Origin of the sequence: Burkholderia sp. E168m22 (assembly GCF_001319805.1) — a bacterium.
In the GTDB taxonomy this organism is placed as follows: Bacteria; Pseudomonadota; Gammaproteobacteria; order Burkholderiales; family Burkholderiaceae; genus Burkholderia; species Burkholderia orbicola.
The window spans coordinates 184420-203855 of sequence record NZ_BBSK01000022.1; the positions used below are offsets into that span (position 1 = coordinate 184420).

General features: G+C 66.7%; 19 protein-coding genes and 2 pseudogenes. 8 read left to right on the top strand and 13 right to left on the bottom strand.

Annotated features, from left to right (window positions below; genetic code table 11):
* Positions 1 to 153 precede the first annotated feature (153 nt).
* Positions 154 to 1083: a LysR substrate-binding domain-containing protein gene (locus AP428_RS07360; protein WP_006478550.1), complete on the top strand. Its 930-nt coding sequence runs from the start codon at positions 154 to 156 to the stop codon at positions 1081 to 1083.
* A 130-nt stretch (positions 1084 to 1213) separates the two neighbouring features.
* On the opposite strand, the gene AP428_RS07365 is transcribed toward AP428_RS07360, so the two are convergent.
* Positions 1214 to 2626, bottom strand: coding sequence for an 8-oxoguanine deaminase (locus AP428_RS07365; RefSeq protein ID WP_011549585.1), 1413 nt, complete (start codon positions 2624 to 2626; stop codon positions 1214 to 1216).
* Between the two features lie 507 nt (positions 2627 to 3133).
* Here AP428_RS07365 and uraH point away from each other — a divergent pair.
* Together uraH and AP428_RS07375 are read left to right on the top strand one after the other, a co-directional pair.
* Complete coding sequence (uraH, locus tag AP428_RS07370; RefSeq protein ID WP_011549584.1) at positions 3134 to 3487, top strand: hydroxyisourate hydrolase; 354 nt, start codon at positions 3134 to 3136, stop codon at positions 3485 to 3487.
* 53 nt (positions 3488 to 3540) lie between these two features.
* A complete protein-coding gene (locus AP428_RS07375; RefSeq protein WP_006490217.1) occupies positions 3541 to 4734 on the top strand; it encodes a urate hydroxylase PuuD in 1194 nt (397 codons plus the stop codon).
* 105 nt (positions 4735 to 4839) lie between these two features.
* Here AP428_RS07375 and AP428_RS07380 read toward each other — a convergent pair whose 3' ends face one another.
* Positions 4840 to 5250, bottom strand: coding sequence for an ACT domain-containing protein (locus AP428_RS07380; protein ID WP_011549583.1), 411 nt, complete (start codon positions 5248 to 5250; stop codon positions 4840 to 4842).
* A gap of 58 nt (positions 5251 to 5308) precedes the next feature.
* Here AP428_RS07380 and AP428_RS34790 point away from each other — a divergent pair.
* Positions 5309 to 5521: pseudogene (locus AP428_RS34790) on the top strand (LysR family transcriptional regulator); the annotation flags it as partial.
* Between the two features lie 80 nt (positions 5522 to 5601).
* Here AP428_RS34790 and AP428_RS07385 read toward each other — a convergent pair.
* The 11 genes from AP428_RS07385 to AP428_RS07435 form a co-directional block, all read right to left on the bottom strand.
* Entirely contained in the window at positions 5602 to 6114 is a 513-nt protein-coding gene (locus AP428_RS07385; RefSeq protein ID WP_011549582.1) for an ureidoglycolate lyase, read from the bottom strand.
* The gene (gene alc / locus AP428_RS07390) at positions 6111 to 7124 is read right to left on the bottom strand and encodes an allantoicase (protein WP_006478544.1); all 1014 of its coding nucleotides are present in this window, start codon (positions 7122 to 7124) and stop codon (positions 6111 to 6113) included. Before alc ends, AP428_RS07385 begins: the two co-directional genes overlap by 4 nt.
* A gap of 75 nt (positions 7125 to 7199) precedes the next feature.
* Positions 7200 to 7721, bottom strand: a complete 522-nt coding sequence (uraD, locus tag AP428_RS07395) for a 2-oxo-4-hydroxy-4-carboxy-5-ureidoimidazoline decarboxylase (protein WP_006478543.1) — start codon at positions 7719 to 7721, stop codon at positions 7200 to 7202.
* Positions 7718 to 8671, bottom strand: a complete 954-nt coding sequence (puuE, locus tag AP428_RS07400; RefSeq protein ID WP_011549581.1) for an allantoinase PuuE — start codon at positions 8669 to 8671, stop codon at positions 7718 to 7720. Before puuE ends, uraD begins: the two co-directional genes overlap by 4 nt.
* A gap of 185 nt (positions 8672 to 8856) precedes the next feature.
* Positions 8857 to 9648, bottom strand: a complete 792-nt coding sequence (locus AP428_RS07405; protein ID WP_011549580.1) for an aspartate/glutamate racemase family protein — start codon at positions 9646 to 9648, stop codon at positions 8857 to 8859.
* Between the two features lie 10 nt (positions 9649 to 9658).
* Positions 9659 to 11143, bottom strand: a complete 1485-nt coding sequence (locus tag AP428_RS07410; protein ID WP_011549579.1) for an NCS1 family nucleobase:cation symporter-1 — start codon at positions 11141 to 11143, stop codon at positions 9659 to 9661.
* Between the two features lie 149 nt (positions 11144 to 11292).
* The gene (locus AP428_RS07415) at positions 11293 to 11997 is read right to left on the bottom strand and encodes a GntR family transcriptional regulator (RefSeq protein WP_011549578.1); all 705 of its coding nucleotides are present in this window, start codon (positions 11995 to 11997) and stop codon (positions 11293 to 11295) included.
* A gap of 314 nt (positions 11998 to 12311) precedes the next feature.
* Positions 12312 to 13250, bottom strand: coding sequence for a muramoyltetrapeptide carboxypeptidase (gene ldcA / locus AP428_RS07420; RefSeq protein ID WP_011549577.1), 939 nt, complete (start codon positions 13248 to 13250; stop codon positions 12312 to 12314).
* Between the two features lie 103 nt (positions 13251 to 13353).
* Positions 13354 to 13950, bottom strand: coding sequence for a tRNA adenosine(34) deaminase TadA (gene tadA, locus AP428_RS07425; RefSeq protein WP_079999381.1), 597 nt, complete (start codon positions 13948 to 13950; stop codon positions 13354 to 13356).
* Positions 13947 to 14348: a DnaJ family domain-containing protein gene (locus AP428_RS07430; RefSeq protein ID WP_006478536.1), complete on the bottom strand. Its 402-nt coding sequence runs from the start codon at positions 14346 to 14348 to the stop codon at positions 13947 to 13949. The genes tadA and AP428_RS07430 overlap by 4 nt, the downstream gene beginning before the upstream one ends.
* A gap of 279 nt (positions 14349 to 14627) precedes the next feature.
* Positions 14628 to 15851, bottom strand: a complete 1224-nt coding sequence (locus AP428_RS07435; RefSeq protein WP_041489539.1) for an MFS transporter — start codon at positions 15849 to 15851, stop codon at positions 14628 to 14630.
* Positions 15852 to 16158: 307 nt separating this feature from the next.
* On the opposite strand from AP428_RS07435, the gene AP428_RS07440 reads away from it, so the two are divergent.
* From AP428_RS07440 to AP428_RS07455, 4 genes and pseudogenes are all read left to right on the top strand, one after another.
* Entirely contained in the window at positions 16159 to 16929 is a 771-nt protein-coding gene (locus AP428_RS07440; protein WP_011549575.1) for a GntR family transcriptional regulator, read from the top strand.
* Positions 16926 to 18665, top strand: coding sequence for a fumarate reductase/succinate dehydrogenase flavoprotein subunit (locus tag AP428_RS07445; RefSeq protein WP_011694310.1), 1740 nt, complete (start codon positions 16926 to 16928; stop codon positions 18663 to 18665). Before AP428_RS07440 ends, AP428_RS07445 begins: the two co-directional genes overlap by 4 nt.
* 11 nt (positions 18666 to 18676) lie before the next feature.
* The gene (locus AP428_RS07450) at positions 18677 to 18922 is read left to right on the top strand and encodes a ferredoxin family protein (RefSeq protein WP_006478532.1); all 246 of its coding nucleotides are present in this window, start codon (positions 18677 to 18679) and stop codon (positions 18920 to 18922) included.
* A gap of 121 nt (positions 18923 to 19043) precedes the next feature.
* Positions 19044 to 19436, top strand: a pseudogene (locus AP428_RS07455) (nitrate ABC transporter substrate-binding protein); the annotation flags it as partial.

Here is a 19436-nt window from a genome sequence, read left to right on the forward strand (position 1 = left end):
CGCCCCGCATTCCATCCCGTTCAGGCCCCGTGTCGCAGCCCCGCCGGCGCGTGCCTGCGGGTATCCATCTCTTGACGCTGATTTTCGTTCATATTAAAAACGATATACCCACCCCACCCCTCGATCAGCCCAGCCATATAAACCGGAGATAACATGAGTCAGCAACGCGAGGCGATCGACACGTACCTCTTGCGCGTCTTGCACACCTTGTTGATGGAGCGCAGCGTCACGCGCGCGGCCGTCAAACTGAACCAGTCGCAACCGGCGATCAGTGCCGCGCTGCGGCGCCTGCGCGACATCACCGGCGATCCGCTGCTGGTGCGCGGCAAATCCGGCATGGTGCCGACCGAATACGGGCTGCGCCTGCTCGAGCCCGTGCAGAACGCGCTGCGCGAAATCGAGCGCATCAAGTTCCAGCAGCACAACTTCGACCCGGCCACGTCGATCCGCTGCTACCGGATCGGCTGCCCCGACTACCTGAACGTGCTGTTCGTGCCGACCGTCGTCGAGCGCTTTCGCCTGGCCGCGCCGAACGCAACGCTAGAGTTTCATTCGCTCGGCCCCGCGTTCGACTACGAGCTCGCGCTGGAAGACGGCAAGCTCGACATCGTCGTCGGCAACTGGCCCGAGCCGCCGGAGCAACTGCATCTGTCGAACCTGTTCGTCGATGAAATCGTCTGCCTGATGAGCAACACGCACCCGTTCGCGAAACGCGGCGGGCTCACGCTCGACCAGTACCTGAACGCGCCGCATCTCGCGCCGACGCCGTACTCGGTCGGCCAGCGCGGCGCGATCGACGTGCATCTCGCGCGCGAACGGCTCAAGCGCCACGTGGTCGTCACGCTGCCGTACTTCAACCTTGCGCCGTACGTGCTCGTGAAGTCGGACCTGATCTTCACGACCACGCGGCTATTCGCCGATCACTACGCGAAGTTCCTGCCGCTGTCCGTCGTGCCGGCGCCGCTCGACTTCCCGCCGATGCAGTACTACCAGCTGTGGCACGAACGCTGCCATTACTCCGACGAAGTGCGCTGGCTGCGCAGCCTCGTCGCCGAAGCCACCCGTACGCTGATCGAGGCGTAGTCGCATACGGCGCACCACGCGTGCGCCGGTCGCGCCGTTACGCGCGACCACGGCGCGTTGCGCGACGGGTGGTGGCCACAATGGCCGCGCCCCGCTGCGCAACGTGCTGCGCGACCTCCCCGCCGACGCGTCAGCGCGACGCTTCCACGAGCGCCTGCGCCAGCGCGTTGTGACGCTCGATCACCGGCGGCAAATCGAGCGTCGCGAGCCGCCCTTCCCGCACCACCACCTTCCCGTTCACCACCGTGTACGCCGTCTGCGACGGCGCGCAGAACACGAGCGCCGCGACCGGATCGTGCAGCGCGCCCGCGAACAGCGGCTGACGCAGGTCGAACGCGGCGAAATCCGCCGCCATGCCGGGCTTCAGCGCGCCGATGTCGTCGCGGTTCAGCACCTTCGCACCGCCGAGCGTCGCGATCTCGAGCGCTTCGCGCGCGGTCATCGCGTCGGGCCCGAAGCCGACCCGCTGCAGCAGCAGCGCCTGGCGTACCTCGGCCACCATCTGCGCGCCGTCGTTCGACGCGGAACCGTCGACGCCGAGGCCGACCGGCACGCCCGCGAGCCGCATCTTCTTCACCGGCGCGATGCCTGACGCCAGGCGCATGTTCGAGCACGGGCAATGCGCGACGCCCGTGCCGGTGCGTGCAAACAGGCCGATGCCCGCATCGTCGAGCTGCACGCAGTGCGCGTGCCACACGTCGTGGCCGACCCAGCCGAGATCTTCCGCATATTCGGCGGGCGTCATCCCGAACTTCTCGCGGCTGTACGCAATGTCGTTGACGTTCTCCGCGAGGTGCGTATGCAGCGACACGCCGTATTCGCGCGCGAGCACGGCCGCGTCGCGCATCAGCTCGCGGCTCACCGAGAACGGCGAGCACGGCGCGACCACCACGCGCAGCATCGCGTAGCGGCCTTCGTCGTGATAGGTCTCGATCAGGCGCTGCGCGTCGCGCAGGATGTCGGGTTCGCGCTCGACGACCGAATCGGGCGGCAGCCCGCCGTCGCGCTGGCCGACGCTCATCGCGCCGCGGCTCGCGTGAAAGCGCATGCCGATCCGCTGCGCGGCGCCGATGCTGTCGTCGAGCCGGCTGCCGTTCGGGTAGATGTACAGATGATCGCTCGACGTCGTGCAGCCCGACTGCAGCAGCTCGGCCATCGCGGTGAGCGTCGACACCTCGATCATCTCGGGGCTCAGGTGCGCCCAGATCCGGTAGAGGTTCGTGAGCCAGCCGAACAGCTCGGCGTTCTGCGCGGCCGGCACCGCGCGCGTGAGGCTCTGGTACATGTGGTGGTGCGTGTTCACGAGCCCCGGGATCACCAGGTGGCCGCGCAGGTCGAGCACTTCGTCGGCCGTGTCGGGCAGCTCGGCGCTCGGGCCGACCGCGACGATCCGGTTGTCTTCGATGTAGAGCCCCGCGTCGCGCAGCTCGCGGCGCGTGTCGTCCATGGTCACGAGCACGTCGGCGTGCTTGACCAGCAGGGTTTTCGGGCGGGATGAGGAAGGGTTCGGCGCGCGTGCGCCAGCGTGCTGCTCGAGATTCATGCGTTCTCCGCGTCGGTCTGCCTCCAGGGGCTGCCCTGGAAGCGGTCACACTGCCGTTCGAACGCTGAATCGCGGCACGCCCCGGTGCCTGCGTCCGTTCGAACGCCCTGGCCCGGTTACCCGGCGTGCTCGCCGTCTTCGGGGTACGCGCCGGCCACCGGCCGACGCGCACGGCGGGAGGATCGCCCAAGCGCGTGCCGCGCACAATACGCGATCCGGAATACCGCCCTTCAGGGATTTGGTATGGTACGCCGCCCGCCGCCCCACCGGGCGCTCGCAACCGGCGCGCGAAGCCCTGTCCGGCGGGCCGTCGACAGCCGCTCATGCGCGGCGCATTATCTTCGATATCGCGCCCGTATTTGCGTGGGGAACCTTTTTACAATGCCTGCACGGCGCTCGCTTCACTCTCGCCGACGGGTATGTAGCCACGTGACGTGGAGCCTCGATCCGCCGCACAGTCATGGATCGAGTCGCCGCCGAACCTCGCATTCACACAAGGAATAACGAATGGGAAAGCTCACTACCCACGTACTCGATACGGCACACGGTCGCCCCGGCGCTGCCATCAAGGTGGACCTCTACGCGCTGGACGGCGAATCGCGCCGCGCGATCAAGACCGTGCTGACCAATAGCGACGGCCGCTGCGACGAACCCCTGCTCGAAGGCGCGGCGCTCGCCGCCGGCGAATACGAACTCGTATTCCATGCCGGCGACTACTTCGCGGCGCTCGGCGTGAAGGTGCCCGAACCCCGCTTCGTCGACCGCGTCGTGCTCCGCTTCGGCATCGCCGACACCGGCTCGCACTACCACGTGCCGCTGCTCGTGTCGCCGTGGTCGTACAGCACCTATCGCGGCAGCTGACAATCGAAGCAGCGCCTGCATCAAGACAAACGATCTGAGTCTGGAGGAGTTTCATGGAAGGCTTCATCACCGACTGGCTGAACCTCGCGCTGCGATGGCTGCACGTCATCGTCGCCATTGCGTGGATCGGCGAGTCGTTCTATTTCGTCGCGCTCGACAACAGCCTGAAACCGCCGACCGACCCGAACCAGCGCAAGCGCGGGGTGTTCGGCGAGCTGTGGCACGTCCACGGCGGCGGTTTCTACAACATGCAGAAGTACACGGTCGCCCCGCCGGAAATGCCCGATGACCTGCACTGGTCGAAGTGGCCGTCGTACACGACGTGGCTGTCGGGCTTCACGCTGTTCTTCGTGCTGTACCTGCTTGCCCCGAATACGTACCTGATCGACAAGAACGTGCTCGACATGGGCCCGGTCGTCGCCGTCGCGTCCGCGCTCGGCTTCCTCGCGGCCGGCTGGATCGTCTACGACTCGCTGTGCCGCATTCTCGGCACCAACGATCGCGTGCTCGGCATCTGCGTCGGCCTCTACGTCGTCGTCGCGGCATACCTCGCGTGCCACATCTTCTCGGGCCGTGCTGCCTACCTGATCGTCGGCGCGATGCTCGCGACGATCATGTCGGCGAACGTGTTCTTCGTGATCATCCCGGGCCAGCGCAAGATGGTCGACAAGATGCTCAAGGGCGAGGAACCGAACCCGATCTACGGCAAGCGCGGCAAGCAGCGCTCGGTGCACAACACGTACTTCACGCTGCCGGTCGTGTTCGCGATGCTGTCGAACCACTATGCGATGACGTACACGAACAAGTTCAACTGGGTCGTGCTCGTGCTGATCATGCTGGCCGGCGCGCTGATTCGCCAGTTCTTCGTGATGCGTCACCGCGGCAAGCAGCTGTGGTACCTGCCGATCGGCGGCGTCGCGCTGCTGTCGGGCGCGCTGGTGTGGACGATGCCGAAGCCGGTCGCCCCGGAAGCGCAAGCGGCCAACGCACCGAAGATCGTGATCAACGACATCATGCCGATCCTGCAGCAGCGCTGCGTCGAGTGCCACTCGGCCAAGCCGACGCTGATGGGCAGCGCGCCCGCGGGCGTGATGTTCGACACGCCGGACGAAGTGTCGAAGAACGCGCAGCGCATCTACGATCAGGCCGTGCGCCTGAAGGCGATGCCGATCGGCAACGTCACGCACATGACCGACGACGAGCGGACGAAACTCGCCGCCTGGTTCGAGGGCGGCGCGGTCAAGTAAGCCGCCAGTCAGGCGCCGGAAGTCATTCGCCGGCGTCATTCTCTCCGTTCGCGGGCCCGGTCACACGGGCCCGTTTTTTTGCCTGCGCGGCATGCCCTTCGCGGGCTACGCGCGCATCGTGTCGCGCTGCAGTGCGACGAGTACGTCGCGTGCGCGCGGGCCGTCGTCGAACGGCACGAAAATGTGATCGTGGTACGCGGCGGCCATCACGTTGCAGCTGATACCGGCCGCGCCGAGCGCCCGCGCGAATGCGGCCGTGAGGCCGACGGCCGCGAGGTCGGAATGCACGGTCAGCGTGATCCAGGCGGCGCGAAACAGCACCGGCCAGCCACGACGCGCGGCCGCCTCCTCGTCGACCACGACCGTCAGCCCTTCCGCTTCGCGGAACGTCGCGATCACTTCGGATACCGATACGTCGGCGCCGTGCGGCAGCGAGATGAACGCGAACGCGCCCGGATGCAGTTCGGGCCGCATCGTGCGCAGCAGGACCGCGAGGTCGTTTTCAGGCTGGCTCATCGGAGGATCGCGCCCGGAACCGGACGTCGTATGGTGGCGATGCGGGCACGATAGCACGCGCGACAGCGGCGAACTGGTGCCGCTATTCGAGCCGTGGCAACTCGAACCGATGCCGATGTATGCCGCGTTCCCGCCGAACCGGCATGTCAGCGCGACGCTGCGTGTGTTCGTCGACCGGGTCGCCGGGCTGATGGCGCAGCATGCGCCGGTCGCGAATCGACAGCGCAGCGGCCAGGGTTCGCGCGATACGCGCAAGGCCACGTCAAACTGATTCGCAAGAAAACGACGCGCATAAAAAAACCCGCGCAGGTTGCGCGGGTTTGGACAGGCGGACGATCAGATCAGCCCGACTCAGGCCGTCACCGCATCCAGTGCATCCTCGGTGAGCCACAGCGACTCCTGCAGATCCTGCTCGTTCAGGTTCAGCCCGTCACCGCCGCGATCGACGACGATGAAATCGCTGACGCCGCCCAACGCGATCAGCGGGTGATGCCACACGCCCTTCGCGTAATTGACGCCCTGCCAGCCGCTCGTCACGAATGCACGAATCTTCGCCGGATCGAGATCGCCCGCGGGCGCGACGACGACGAGATACGGCTGGTCGTTCAGCGGCACGAACGCCTGGCTGCCGAGCGGATGCCGTTCCAGCATCTTCACTTCGAACGGCAGCGTGCGCGGCTGGCCGCGGAACAGGTTGACGAGCGTGCGGCCGCCTTCATCGGTCACGTCTACTTTCGCGAGATCGTGAAAGCGGATCGTCGTGCCGAGGTTGATCGGGATCTGCTTCGCCCCTGCCGTTTCGATCACGTCGCCGAACGGCGCGAAGGCTTCCCTGGTCAGCGGTTCGATGGCAAGCGTCTTCATTTGTCGAGCGTCCCCCACAAGCGCAGGCGCGACACGCCGCCGTCCGGAATGATGTTCAGTCGCACGTGCGTGACGGGGCCGAGCGACGCGATGTCGTGTTCGAAGTAGTGCTGCTTGTCCATCTGCAGCTTCTGTTCGCCGAGCAGCACCGGCCAGAACATCGACTGCGTGATCAACGAGCTGTCGGTGCCGCCCGACACATAGGCGGCCTGGATCGAGCACCGATCCGGGTAATTGCCCTTGAAGAACGCGGTATCGACTTCGATCTTGCGGATCACGCCCGGTTGCGCGAGCGCGATGATCGCCCAGTCGTTGCCCGGTTCGCGGCGGCGGCGCGTTTCCCAGCCGTCGCCCATGTTCACGCCGCGGCCCGGCAGCAGCAGGTTCGACGCGACGCCGAAGTGCTGGTTGTTCGCGGCCACCACGTAACCGCCGTTTTCCATCGCCGCGAGGTCGAACTGCTCGGTCGCGCTCGCGCCGGCCCAGTCGAGCTGCGGCTGGCCGTACACACGCAGGCGCGCGATGCCGCCGTCCGGGTAGATGTTCACGCGCAGATGCGTGAACGAGCGTGCATCGTTCGCTTCGACGTAGTGATGGCTGTTGCCCTGCAGCGTCGTCGACGGCACGATCTCGACCCACTCGGTCGCCTGCGTCGGCGCGCCGTCAGCCACGAACGCGGCCTCGATCGAGGCCGCCGGCGGGAAGTTGCCGGTGAAGTGGCTCGTGTCGATGTCGAAGCCCTTGATCACGCCCGGGCGCGCGAGCTTGACGATGCACCAGTCGTAGCCGGTCGTGCGCTTGCGGCGCGTTTCCCAGCCGTCCATCCACTTGCCGTGGTCGTCGTACTTGCCGGGGATGAAGACGGCCGGCTCGGGGTTCAGCATCCGGTCCTTCGGCGCGAAGAAATCGTCGCTGGCCTCGAGCGCCTGCGCACCGAGACGCGGGTCGGCAAGATTCACGTAGCGCCGCGTGAAATCGGGTGCGTTCGGATCGAGAAGCGGAACAGCCATGATGTTTCCTTGTTTCAGTGAGACGATCGGGCCGCCGCGACGCAGCGGGCCGTATTGTGGTGTCAGGCGGCGGTGTCAGGCGTCGATCAGGTCGTCGAGGCGAAAGCGCGCGATCCGGTAGATCTGGTCGAGGCTCGCGCGCAGCTCCTCGGCGCGCGAATGATTCACGCGCGACTCGAAGTTCGCGATGATGCCGTGGCGGTCATAGCCGCGCACCGCGAGGATGAACGGGAAGCCGAATTTCTCGCGATACGTGCGGTTCAGCGTCAGCAGCTTGTCGAACTCTTCCTGCGTGCACTGGTCGAGGCCCGCGCCGCTTTGCTCGCGGGTCGACTCGGCCGTCAGCTCGCCGCGCACGGCGGCCTTGCCGGCCAGTTCCGGGTGAGCGTTGATCAGTGCGAGCTGGCGCGCTTCGCCGCCGGTTTCCACCGCATTCGACATCGTCTGGTGCAACGCATCGATGCTCGCGAACGGCCGTTGGCCCGCGGCGACCTCGGCCACCCACGGCGAATGTTCGAAGATCCCGGACAGCGCCGCGACGAATGCGCTCGGCGCCATCGTGTTCAGTTGTTCCAACGTGTAGCGCATCGCCTTCATGCTTTCCCTTCGTTTCGATGATTGGGCTGATACGGATGATGTTCACGCCAGTGACGCGCGATATCGACACGGCGCGTCACCCATACGCGATCGTGCTTCTCGATGTGATCGAGGAACCGCTGCAGCCCGCGGAACCGGCCCGGCCGGCCGAGCAGCCGGCAGTGCATGCCGATCGACAGCATCTTCGGCGCCTCGTCGCCCTCCGCGTACAGCACGTCGAACGCATCGCGCAGGTAATCGAAGAAGTGATCGCCGGTATTGAAGCCCTGCGGCGTCGCGAAACGCATGTCGTTCGTGTCGAGCGTATACGGCACGATCAGTTGCGGCGACGTGCGGCCGCCCGATACTTCGACGTCCATCCAGAACGGCAGGTCGTCGCCGTAGTTGTCGGAGTCGTACAGGAAGCCGCCGTATTCGGCGACCAGGCGGTGCGTGTTGGGGCTGTCGCGGCCGGTATACCAGCCGAGCGGGCGCTCGCCCGTCACGCGCTCGATCGCTTCCATCCCGAGGCGCATGTGCTCGGCTTCGAGTTCCGGCGTCATGCTCTGGTAGTGAATCCAGCGCCAGCCGTGGCACGCGATCTCGTGGCCGAGTTCGACGAACGCACGCGCGAGCTCCGGATGACGCTCGATCGCCATGCCGACGCCGAACACCGTCAGCGGCATCCCGCGCTTCTCGAATTCGCGCAGGATGCGCCACACGCCGGCCCGCGACCCGTATTCGTAGATCGATTCCATGCTCATGTGGCGGTCCGGATACGCGGCCGCGCCGACGATTTCGGACAGGAACTGCTCGGAGCCCGGATCGCCGTGCAGCACGCAGTTCTCGCCGCCCTCCTCGTAATTCAGCACGAATTGCACGGCGACGCGGGCGCGCCCCGGCCAGTTCGCCTGCACGGGATGGCGGCCGTAGCCGATCAGGTCGCGGGGATAGTTGGGATCGAGTGGCATGGTTCGAAGTGCGGCGAAAGCAGGCTAAATAAGCGGGCTGAATGAGCGCGCTGAACGAGCGGGCGCGAATAATGGGTTCGCATCGACTGCGCGGTGCCGGAGGCGGCCGCACCAGCCGATGCGATGACGGCCCAGTGTAGCGAAAACGTTCATACGCGCCCATACAGCGGCGCAGATAGTGCGTGTCAGACGGTGTGTATGTGCGGTTGCGGCAAATTCGGCGGAGGTTCCGCCGCCGCCCCGTCCGGCGGGCTGAAGCGGGCGAACGCGCCGTCGTAGCGCTTCGGCAGCGGCCGCGCGTAGTCGCCGCGCTTCGCGGTCGCGAGGCGCAGCGCGACCAGCGCTTCGGCCCATTTGACGGCCGCCGTGACGCCCTCGACCACCGGCGCGCCGATCTGCTGCTCGATCTCGTGCGCGAATTCGGCCATCCCCGCGCAGCCGAGCACGATCGCATCGGCGCCATCCTCGTCGAGCGCGCGCCGGCATTCGTCGACGATGATCCGGCGCGCGGCCGAGCCGGGCCGGTCAAGTTCGAGCACCGCGACGTCGGTCGCGCGCACGTTGCGGCAGAACCGCTTCATCCCGTAGCGCTCCGCGAGGTGCCACGCCATCCCGCAGGTACGCGCGAGCGTCGTGACGACCGAGAAGCCCGGCGCGAGCACGCTCGCCGCATGCATCGCAGCCTCGGCGATGCCGATCACCGGGCCGCGCGCGAGCTCGCGCGCCGCATACAGGCCCGGATCGCCGAAGCACGCGATCACGTACGCGTCGCAGCCGTCGCGCTCGCCCTGCGCGATCTCGGCGAGCAGCCCCGGCGTCGCGAGCGCCTCGTCGTAATACCCTTCGATCGACGGCGGCCCCATCGGCGGGCTCACGGCTACGATCTCGGTGCCGGCGGCCGCGACCTCGCGCGCGCAGCGGCCCATCGCGTCGGTCATCCGCTGCGTCGTATTCGGATTGATCAGTCGGATCTTCATCGCATGCTCCTTACGCCTTCGCGCTCGCGAGCAGCCGGTAGAACACGAAGCCGAGCCCCGCGCCGATGAACCACGAGAAATTCGCGAGGGCCTGCCAGCCCGGCACCATCACGCAGACCACCGCGATCACCGCGGCCGGCAGCAGCGCGGCGAGCGCGCGGCGGTTCACGCCGCCCGTGTACCAATAGGCGCCGCTTTCCGACATCGTGTACAGGTCGTCGCGCACGAGGCGGCCACGCTTGACGAGGTAGAAATCGGCGATCAGCACGCCGTACAGCGGGCCGATGAACGCGCCGAGCACGTCGAGCGTGTAGTGGATCACGGCCGGGTTGTTGAACAGGTTCCACGGCGTGATGAAGATCGACGCGACGGCGGCGAGCATCCCGCCTGCGCGCCAGCTGATCAGGCGCGGCGCGACGTTCGAGAAATCGAACGCGGGCGATACGAAGTTCGCGACGATGTTGATGCCGATCGTCGCGATCGTGAACGTCAGCGCGCCGAGGATCACCGCGGTCGGATGGTCGATGCGGCCGACCGTCGCGACCGGGTCGGTGATCAGTTCGCCGAACACCGGCAGCGTCGCGGCGGTGGTGATCACCGTGACGAGCGAGAACGCGAGAAAGTTGACCGGCAGCCCCCAGAAATTGCCGCGCTTCACGTCGCCGAACGAGCGGCAGTAGCGCGAGAAATCGCCGAAGTTCAGCATCGGCCCGGAGAAGTACGACACGACGAGCGACACTGCGGTGATCATCACCGGAATCACTTCCGCGCCGTAATACTTGACGCCGCCGAGGTTGATGCCGATGTTGCGCCAGCCCGCGCGCCACACCATGTAACCGGCCAGGATGAACATCACGACATAGACGGCCGGGCCCGCGAAGTCGATGAACTTCTTGATCGTCTCCATGCCGTTCCAGAACACGAACGCCTGGAGCACCCACAGCAGCATGAAGCCGGCCCAGCCGACCGCCGACAGCCCGAGGAAGCCGTAGCGATGGACGTCCGCATACGGCAGCCATTGCGGGAAGAATTTCAGCACGACGATCACGAGCGCGCTCGACGCGAGATAAGTCTGGATGCCGTACCACGCGATCGCGATCAGCCCGCGGATCACGGCCGGCACGTTCGCGCCGAGCACGCCGAAGGTCGCGCGGCACGCGACCGGGTACGGCACGCCGATCTGCTGGCTCGGCCGCGCGATCAGGTTGCACAGCGCGTTCACGAGGCCGATGCCGACGATCAGCGCGATCAGCACTTGCCAGCTCGTCAGCCCGAGCGCAAACAGACTGCCCGCGAACACGTAGCCGCCGACGCTGTGCACGTCCGACATCCAGAACGCGAAGATGTTGTACGAACCCCATGTCTGATTTTTAAGGGGTGCCAAATCTTCGTTGTACAGACGTTCGCTGTAACCATCCGGCAGTGCCGGACCGCCGCCCTCGCCGCCTTCTTCCGCCGGATAGGCGCTGTCGTGCGCCACACTGAACTGAGCCATGACTTCTCCTTGACGCGGCCGCCAGGCCGCTCCACCGTCATCGATATCGCTCCGGATCATCGCCCGGAGTCGGACCAGCGGCCCGCGGCAAACACCGCAGGCCTGCATTGCGCTCGTCGTGTGGCGCGCGGCCGGGTTCGCGTCGCCGCTCAGGCGCCGCCGAACACTTCGCGCAAATCGACCTGCCCTTGCGCGGGCCGGTCCAGCATCTTCAGTTCGACATGCTGCAGGTGGCGCGCCATCAGCGTGACCGCCTGCTTCGGATCGCCCGCCTCCAGCGCGGCGAGGATCTCGTCGTGGTCGTCGCACGAGCACGGGCTGCGCCCGTGCGATTCGTACAGCGCCGACATCAGCGTCGAGCGTGCGACGAGCCCTTCGAGGCACTCGCTGAGCGTCGCATTGCCCATCAGCGTCGCGAGCGCCGTGTGGAATTCGCCCGACAGCCGAATCCATGCCGCGAAGTCGTGCCGCTCGAACGCCTTGCGCTCCTTGTCGATCAGCGCGGCGACGCCCTTCAGCCGCCTGGCGCCGGGGCCGGTCGCGAGCCGTTCGACCACGGCAAGCTCGATGATCCGGCGCATCTCGAACACCTCGTGCACGTCCTGCAGCGTCGGGCTCGCGACGAACGCGCCGCGGTTCGGCTCGAGGTCGACCAGCTTGTCGGTCGCGAGCTGCGCGAGCGCCTGGCGGATCGTCCCGCGCTTCACGCCGAACACGTCGCAGAGCTGCGCCTCCGTCAGCTTCGCGCCCGGCGCGAGCCGATGCTCGAGGATCGCGGTGCGAATCCGCTCGGCGATCGCTTCGGGGCCGGCTGCACCGGACGGAGTGGAATCGGGCTCGTTCATGATCTGCATCGTGTGATGGTCCTCATCCTAGGGCGGACATAAAGATTGTCAACAATTCTTTTGCGGCATTTCGCACAATCGGCGTGCGCCAGCGTGTTCTCATTCGGTGCAATGCGCACGAAATCCATGCACGGCAAGCCAGACAGGCAAGACGGAGGCACTTCTGGACGTATACCCTCCCGGTCATTTTGTTGACAAAAATGGTGCACATCCGGGCGAAAATCATGTCGACGTCGACGAAAAATATGGACCGTTAGTTGCGCGCTTACATAAAGAAAAAGGCGGGGAGCCCCGCCTTTCGATCGATCGCGCCGGCGCCGGCATCAGCCGAGATGCGGATAGTCCGACAGCGTCAGCCGGAACCCGTGCGCGTTCGCGACCAACTGCGCCTGTGCGCCGAACGGCAGCGTCAACAGGTCGGGCACATGGCCGAACTGGAGCCCGGTGACGACCGGAATCCCGACCACCGCGCGCACTTGGTCGATCATCGCCTGCATGTCGTAGCCGTTGTCGTACTCGAACGGCCGCGCGCCGGTGAACTGGCCGAGCACGAGCGCCTGCTGCCGCGCGAGCAGCCCCGACAGGTGCAGTTGATAGATCATCCGCTCGATCCGGAACGGCTGCTCGTTGACGTCTTCGATGAACAGGATGCCGCCCTCGATGTCGGGCATGTACGGCGTGCCGACCAGCGACGTGAGGATCGCGAGGTTGCCGCCCCACAGCGTGCCCGTCACGTTCGCCGTCTGCACCTGCGGTGCATCGGCGACGATCGTCGTGCTGGGCTGCGTCAGCGTCTGCCAGAAATGCTGCATCGTGAAGTCGCTCGGCGTTTCGGCGCCGAAATCCGCCGACAGCATCGGACCGCCGAACGTCTTGATGCGCGCCTTCGCGTACAGCGCCAGCTGGATCGCCGTGAAATCGCTGTGACCGACGAGTGCGATCGGCTGGTCGCGCAGCCGGCGTTCGAGCCCGCGATAGTCGAGCCCGTGCAGGATGCGCGCGGCGCCGTAGCCGCCGCGCACCGCGAGCGCGATGTCCGGCAGCGGCCGCCCGGGATCGGCGAGGCGGTTCAGGTCGCCTGCCCGCTCGCCGTCGGTGCCGCCGAAACGCTGGAAGCGCCGCTGCGTCGCCTCGATGTTCTCGATGCGCTGCTGCGCGGTGCTGAGGCGCTCGAGCGCGCGGTTGATCGCGTCGGGGTCGTGCGGATAGCCGGACGGCGCCAGCAGGCGGATGGTGTAGGACGCAGCGGGCTGGAAGGACATGGCGAAAGGTATCGGGGTCGTCAAACCTGCTTAGAGGGTCCGAACCGGGTCCGGTTCACGAAAACCGTGCACGCCCGGGACGCCGCGGGCGGCAAGAGGTGGCCTATGACGCGCCGGATTCAGCGTCGCGGGCAAGCCGCGCCTCGCGCAACGCGCGCCGGCGCTCGGCGAAGAACGACTTCAGCGCGGCGCCGCACTCGTCGGCGAGCACGCCGCCGGTCACTTCGGTGTGGTGGTTCAGCTGCGGATTCGCGAATGCGTCGATCACGCTGCCGCACGCGCCCGTCTTCGGGTCGGCCGCGCCATAGACCACCCGCGCGATGCGGGCGTGCATGATCGCGCCAGCGCACATCAGGCATGGCTCGAGCGTCACGTACAGCTCGCAGCCGGGCATCCGGTAATTCTGCAGATGTTGCGCCGCCATGCGCAGCGCGGCCATTTCGGCATGCGCGGACGGGTCGTGCCCGCCGATCGGATGATTGAAGCCGCGGGCGATCACTTCGTCGCCACGCACGAGCACCGCGCCGACCGGCACTTCGCCGGCCGCGCGCGCCTCTTCGGCGGCGGCTTGTGCAAGACGCATGAAATGTAGGTCGCGCGCCGATGCGGACGCGGTTTCTTGAATGGGAGAATCGGCGGCGGGATCAGTGGCCGCGGCGGCTGCCGAGCGAGCTGCGTCGTGCAGCGCGTCGGACGTCACATCGGCCCCGCTTCGGCGGACGCTTCGTCGAGCCCGCGCTCGCACAGGCGTTCCGCGATGCGCCGGCAGTAGTCGCGCGGCATCACCATCGGGCCGCCGCGCAGCGATTCGAGCGCCATGTCGAGCGCGAGGATCTTCGCCTGCAGCCGGCAGCGCGCGGCACGGTCGCTGACCGCCTGCACTTCGTCGTGCAGGTTGCGCAGCGCGCGCAGTTGCTCGACGGCCGGCGGCACGAAGCCCGCGTTCTTCAGGATACGGTTGGCCACCCGCACCTCCTCGGGCACGAGCAGGTCGTCATCCAGCGCCTGCGGCGCGCCGGTACCCGGCAAATCGTCGAACTCGCCCCGCGCGGCGGCGGCGGCAATACGTTGTTCGACCAGGGCGTCAAGCAATCTCATCAGTCAATCGGAACAATGCGGCAGGCCGAATTCTAGCAGGGTGACGCCGGTATGACAGGCCCTTCGAATACATGCTCGATATTGTATTTTTAGGGGCCGAATCGCAGCGCATGCGCGCCGATCGCCGTCACTTGCCGCTCTGCTGCGCCGCAGCAGGCTGAGCGCCGTTCGGACGCCTCCCGACGGAGGTGAGGTCCGGGCCATTTTCTTATCCACGACGATCCAGCAGGCGCCTGCCGACCCGGCAAAAACGCCAGCCGCCCTGCTTCCGTTGCCCGCTTACGCCGTCACCGTTTCCGGCTGCGCCTTCGCGAACGGGCGGAACATCGTCGCGATCAGGAACGCGCCGAGCCCGATCGCGAACGAGCCGAGGTACAGCCAGCCGTAGCTGCCCAACGCATCGACGATCAGCCCGCCGGCGACCGGGCCCGCGGCCATCCCGAGGCTGCCGGCCATCGCGCAGCCGCCGATCACGGTGCCCATCATCCGCAGCGGAAAATTCTCGCGCGCGAGCACCGAATACAGCGGCATCACGCCCGCATAGATGAAGCCGAACAGCGTCGCGACCGCGTAGAAGCCGTCGAGCGTGCGCACGAAGTAGTAGCCGAGCGCGCCGAGCGCCTGCGCGAGCAGCCCCGCCACCAGCATGCGCTTCGCGCCGAGGCGATCGCCGAGGACCCCGAACGCGATCCGGCCGCCCATGCCCGCCAGCCCTTCGACGCTGTAGATCGATACCGCGACGATCAGCGGAATCCCGCAGGTCACCGCGTAGCTGACCGTATGGAAGATCGGGCCCGAATGGGTCGCGCAGCAGAAGAAATTGGTCAGCACCAACACCATGAACTGCGGCGAACGCAGCGCATCCGCGACCGACATCGCGGCGGGCGCGCCGGCCGACGCAGGCGCAGGCGCCGCGTGGGCGGATGCAGGATCGAGCGCGGGCGCCCGGCGCACCAGCAGCGACACCGGGATCATCACGACGGCCGCCAGCGCGGCGATCAGCAGCATCGACGTGCGCCAGTCGCGCACCGACACGAGCCAGGCGGCCAGCGGCGCCATCGTCATCGGCGCCATCCCCATGCCGGCCGACACGAGCGATACCGCGAGGCTGCGGTGCGTGTCGAACCAGCCGGTCACGCACGCCATCATCGGTGCGAATATCGCGGCCGTCGCACTGCCCACGGCCAGGCCGAAGGTCAACTGGAACACGAGCAGCGACGGCGCGCGGCTCGCCAACGCCAGGCTCGCCGACAACAGCACGGCGCCCGCGATGACGACGGGCCGCGTGCCGACGCGGTCCGACAGGCTGCCCCACGCCATGCTGGCGAACGCCATCGCGATGAAGCCGAGCGTCATCGCCGCGGAAATGCCGGTCATCGACCAGCCTGTATCGCGCGCGATGGATCGCAGGAACACCGGCAACGAGAACATCGCGCCGATCGCGACGCAGCCCATCAAGCCGCCCGCGGCGACGATCACCCAGCGGTATCGGGAATCCGGCATGTGGCGTGTCATATGGCCTCTCCTCGTTGGTTGCACCATTCGCGGAAAACCGGGTGGCGAGCGCATGGCGCGGCGCACTGCCCGGTCGATATCGATACGACGGGCGACGCAGCGGGAAATCGACATGCGCGGCGTATGGGCCGCGGATTTTTATTGTCGGCGATTCCACGCGGCCCACAAGGGTCGGATCATCCGCTCGCCCCGCTCCCGCTTTTCCGCAACGGGAAATTCGAAATCACAAATAGTTGGTTGGGGCGCGCAATGACGCTGGCTACACTCGGCCCATCTTGTCATAACAAGTTGACCGATGACCCCACCCAACGTCGTGCCGCTGTCCGCGGCCCCGCTCTACGTGCAGATCAAGGACACGCTGCGCGCGCGCATTCTCGACGGCACCTACGCGCCGCACAGCCGGATGCCGTCCGAGCACGAGCTCTGCGCGATGTTCGACGTTAGCCGCATCACGGTGCGCCAGGCGCTCGGCGACCTGCAGAAGGAAGGCCTGCTGTTCAAGCTGCACGGCAAGGGCACGTTCGTGTCGAAGCCGAAGGCGTTCCAGAACGTGACGTCGCTGCAGGGTTTTGCCGAGGCGATGTCGTCGATGGGCTACGAGATCGTCAACCAGTTGCACAGCCTGCGCACCGTGAAGGCCGATCGCCATCTCGCGACGAAGCTGAACGTGCAGGAAGGCGCGCCGCTCGTCGAGATCCATCGCGTGCGGCTGCTGAACCGCGAACCCGTGTCGCTCGAACAGACTTGGGTGCCCGAAGCGCTCGGCAAGCGCCTCGCGGGCGCCGATCTCGCGACCCGCGACATCTTCCTGATCCTCGAGAACGACTGCGGCATCCCGCTCGGCCATGCCGACGTGTCGATCGACGCGATCCTCGCGGACGACGAAATCGTCGACGCGCTGCACGTCGAGGAAAGCAGCCCCGTGCTGCGCATCGAGCGCCTCACGCACGACGCGTCGGGCGCGCCGATCGACTACGAATACCTCTACTTCCGCGGCGACGCCTTCCAGTACCGGTTGCGCGTCGACCGGCAAAAGGCGCGCAAACCTGCAAGGAGCCCGCGATGAATACCCATGTGCATGAATACGACGTCGTCGTGGTCGGCGGCGGCACGGCCGGCCCGATGGCGGCCATCAAGGCGAAGGAGCGCGATCCGTCGCTGCGCGTGCTGCTGCTCGAGAAGGCCAACGTGAAACGCAGCGGCGCGATCTCGATGGGGATGGACGGCCTGAACAACGCGGTGATCCCCGGTCATGCGACGCCCGAGCAATACACGCGCGAGATCACGATCGCCAACGACGGGATCGTCGACCAGGAAGCCGTGTACGCGTATGCGACGCACAGCTTCACGACGATCGAGCAGCTCGACCGCTGGGGCGTGAAGTTCGAGAAGGACGGCACCGGCGACTACGCGGTGAAGAAGGTCCATCACATGGGCTCGTACGTGCTGCCGATGCCGGAGGGACACGACATCAAGAAGGTGCTGTACCGGCAACTGAAGCGCGCACGCATCGCGATCACGAACCGGATCGTCGCGACGCGCGTGCTGACCGACGCACAAGGCCGCGCGAGCGGCGTGCTCGGTTTCGACTGCCGCACCGCCGACTTCCACGTGATCCGCGCGAAGGCCGTGATCCTCTGCTGCGGCGCGGCCGGCCGCCTCGGCCTGCCGGCATCGGGCTACCTGATGGGCACGTACGAGAACCCGACCAACGCGGGCGACGGCTACGCGATGGCCTATCACGCGGGCGCCGCGCTCGCGAACCTCGAATGCTTCCAGATCAATCCGCTGATCAAAGATTACAACGGCCCGGCGTGCGCGTACGTGACCGGCCCGCTCGGCGGCTTCACCGCGAACGGCAAGGGCGAACGCTTCATCGAATGCGACTACTGGAGCGGCCAGATGATGTGGGAGTTCTACCAGGAACTGCAGAGCGGCAACGGCCCCGTGTTCCTGAAGCTCGACCATCTCGCGGAAGAGACGATCAGGACCATCGAGCAGATCCTGCATACCAACGAACGGCCCAGCCGCGGCCGCTTCCATGCGGGGCGCGGCACCGACTACCGCAGCCAGATGGTCGAGATGCACATCTCCGAGATCGGCTTCTGCAGCGGCCACAGCGCGTCGGGCGTGTACGTGAACGCACGTGCCGAGACGACCGTGCCGGGGCTTTACGCGGCCGGCGACATGGCGGCCGTCCCGCACAACTACATGCTCGGGGCATTCACGTACGGCTGGTTCGCCGGACAAAACGCAGCTGACTACGTGGCCGGCCGCGACCACGCGCCGGTGGACGACCAACAGGTCAACGCCGAGCGCACCCGCGTGCTCGCACCGCTGCTGCGCGAACGCGGGCTGGCGCCGGCGCAGGTCGAGTACAAGCTGCGCCGGATGGTGAACGACTACCTGCAACCGCCGAAGGTGACGCGCAAGATGGAGATCGGGCTACAACGTTTTGACGGAATTATTGAGGATATCGAAGAAATCAAGGCCGACAATCCGCACGAACTGATGCGTGCGGCCGAAGTGCGCGCGATCCGCGATTGCGCCGAAATGGCCGCGCGCGCGTCGCTGTTCCGCACCGAAAGCCGCTGGGGCCTGTACCACCATCGCGTCGATTTTCCGCACCGCAACGACGCCGAATGGTTCTGCCACACGTGGTTGCGCAAGGATGCCGAGGGCGCGATGCGCAGCGAGAAGCGGCCGGTCGAACCGTACGTCGTGCCGCTCGCCGACGACGAACGCGGCGCCTACGCGCAGTTGCGCATCCGCGAACCGGCCGCGCTCGCGGCCGCCCTTTGAGGAACCTTGCCATGTCCCATACCCCGCACGACATCTTCCAGCGCAGCAGCGCGCCCGTGACGATCGACGAGTCGCTGTGCATCGCCGACAAGGGCTGTACCGTGTGTGTCGACGTGTGCCCGCTCGACCTGCTCGCGATCGACGTCACCAAGGGCAAGGCCTACATGCAGTTCGACGAATGCTGGTACTGCATGCCGTGCGAACGCGACTGCCCGACCGGCGCGGTCAAGGTCGACATTCCTTACCTGCTGCGGTGACGCGGCGCGGCGCGGCGCCCGCCAAGGATCGTGCCGGCCATTTTAACGGTGGAATGCCGCTGTCAAACAGCGGCGCTCCTTTCCTCCCCGTCCTGAAGGACGGGGTTTCTCGGAGCAACTGATGAAAACCACGCTACGGATGTTTCGCCTGCTCGCCGCGTCGATCGCGGTCGCGGCCACCGGTTTTGCACATGCGGAGACAATCCGCGTCGCGATCGGCACACAGGACACGACGATCAACTGCGCGACCGGCGGTCTGCTGATCCGTGAACTGCATCTGCTCGACAAGTACCTGCCGCGCACCGGCAAGTACCAGGACGTGAAATACGACGTGCAGTGGAAGGATTTCACGTCCGGCGCGCCGCTCACCAACGAGATGGTCGCCGGCAAGCTCGACTTCGGCGCGATGGCCGATTTCCCCGGTGCCTTGAACGGCGCGGCGTTCCGCAAGGCCGGCCGCAAGAGCGTGTTCATCACCGTGCTCGACGGCAGCATCGACGGCAGCGGCAACGGG

Bases quoted from the DNA above. Each gene is read 5' to 3' on its own strand.
- AP428_RS07360 (WP_006478550.1), top strand. From the start codon at position 154: ATGAGTCAGCAACGCGAGGCGATCGACACGTACCTCTTGCGCGTCTTG.
- AP428_RS07365 (WP_011549585.1), bottom strand. From the start codon at position 2,626: ATGAATCTCGAGCAGCACGCTGGCGCACGCGCGCCGAACCCTTCCTCA.
- uraH (WP_011549584.1), top strand. From the start codon at position 3,134: ATGGGAAAGCTCACTACCCACGTACTCGATACGGCACACGGTCGCCCC.
- AP428_RS07375 (WP_006490217.1), top strand. From the start codon at position 3,541: ATGGAAGGCTTCATCACCGACTGGCTGAACCTCGCGCTGCGATGGCTG.
- AP428_RS07380 (WP_011549583.1), bottom strand. From the start codon at position 5,250: ATGAGCCAGCCTGAAAACGACCTCGCGGTCCTGCTGCGCACGATGCGG.
- AP428_RS07385 (WP_011549582.1), bottom strand. From the start codon at position 6,114: ATGAAGACGCTTGCCATCGAACCGCTGACCAGGGAAGCCTTCGCGCCG.
- alc (WP_006478544.1), bottom strand. From the start codon at position 7,124: ATGGCTGTTCCGCTTCTCGATCCGAACGCACCCGATTTCACGCGGCGC.
- uraD (WP_006478543.1), bottom strand. From the start codon at position 7,721: ATGAAGGCGATGCGCTACACGTTGGAACAACTGAACACGATGGCGCCG.
- puuE (WP_011549581.1), bottom strand. From the start codon at position 8,671: ATGCCACTCGATCCCAACTATCCCCGCGACCTGATCGGCTACGGCCGC.
- AP428_RS07405 (WP_011549580.1), bottom strand. From the start codon at position 9,648: ATGAAGATCCGACTGATCAATCCGAATACGACGCAGCGGATGACCGAC.
- AP428_RS07410 (WP_011549579.1), bottom strand. From the start codon at position 11,143: ATGGCTCAGTTCAGTGTGGCGCACGACAGCGCCTATCCGGCGGAAGAA.
- AP428_RS07415 (WP_011549578.1), bottom strand. From the start codon at position 11,997: ATGCAGATCATGAACGAGCCCGATTCCACTCCGTCCGGTGCAGCCGGC.
- ldcA (WP_011549577.1), bottom strand. From the start codon at position 13,250: ATGTCCTTCCAGCCCGCTGCGTCCTACACCATCCGCCTGCTGGCGCCG.
- AP428_RS07430 (WP_006478536.1), bottom strand. From the start codon at position 14,348: ATGAGATTGCTTGACGCCCTGGTCGAACAACGTATTGCCGCCGCCGCC.
- AP428_RS07435 (WP_041489539.1), bottom strand. From the start codon at position 15,851: ATGCCGGATTCCCGATACCGCTGGGTGATCGTCGCCGCGGGCGGCTTG.
- AP428_RS07440 (WP_011549575.1), top strand. From the start codon at position 16,159: ATGACCCCACCCAACGTCGTGCCGCTGTCCGCGGCCCCGCTCTACGTG.
- AP428_RS07445 (WP_011694310.1), top strand. From the start codon at position 16,926: ATGAATACCCATGTGCATGAATACGACGTCGTCGTGGTCGGCGGCGGC.
- AP428_RS07450 (WP_006478532.1), top strand. From the start codon at position 18,677: ATGTCCCATACCCCGCACGACATCTTCCAGCGCAGCAGCGCGCCCGTG.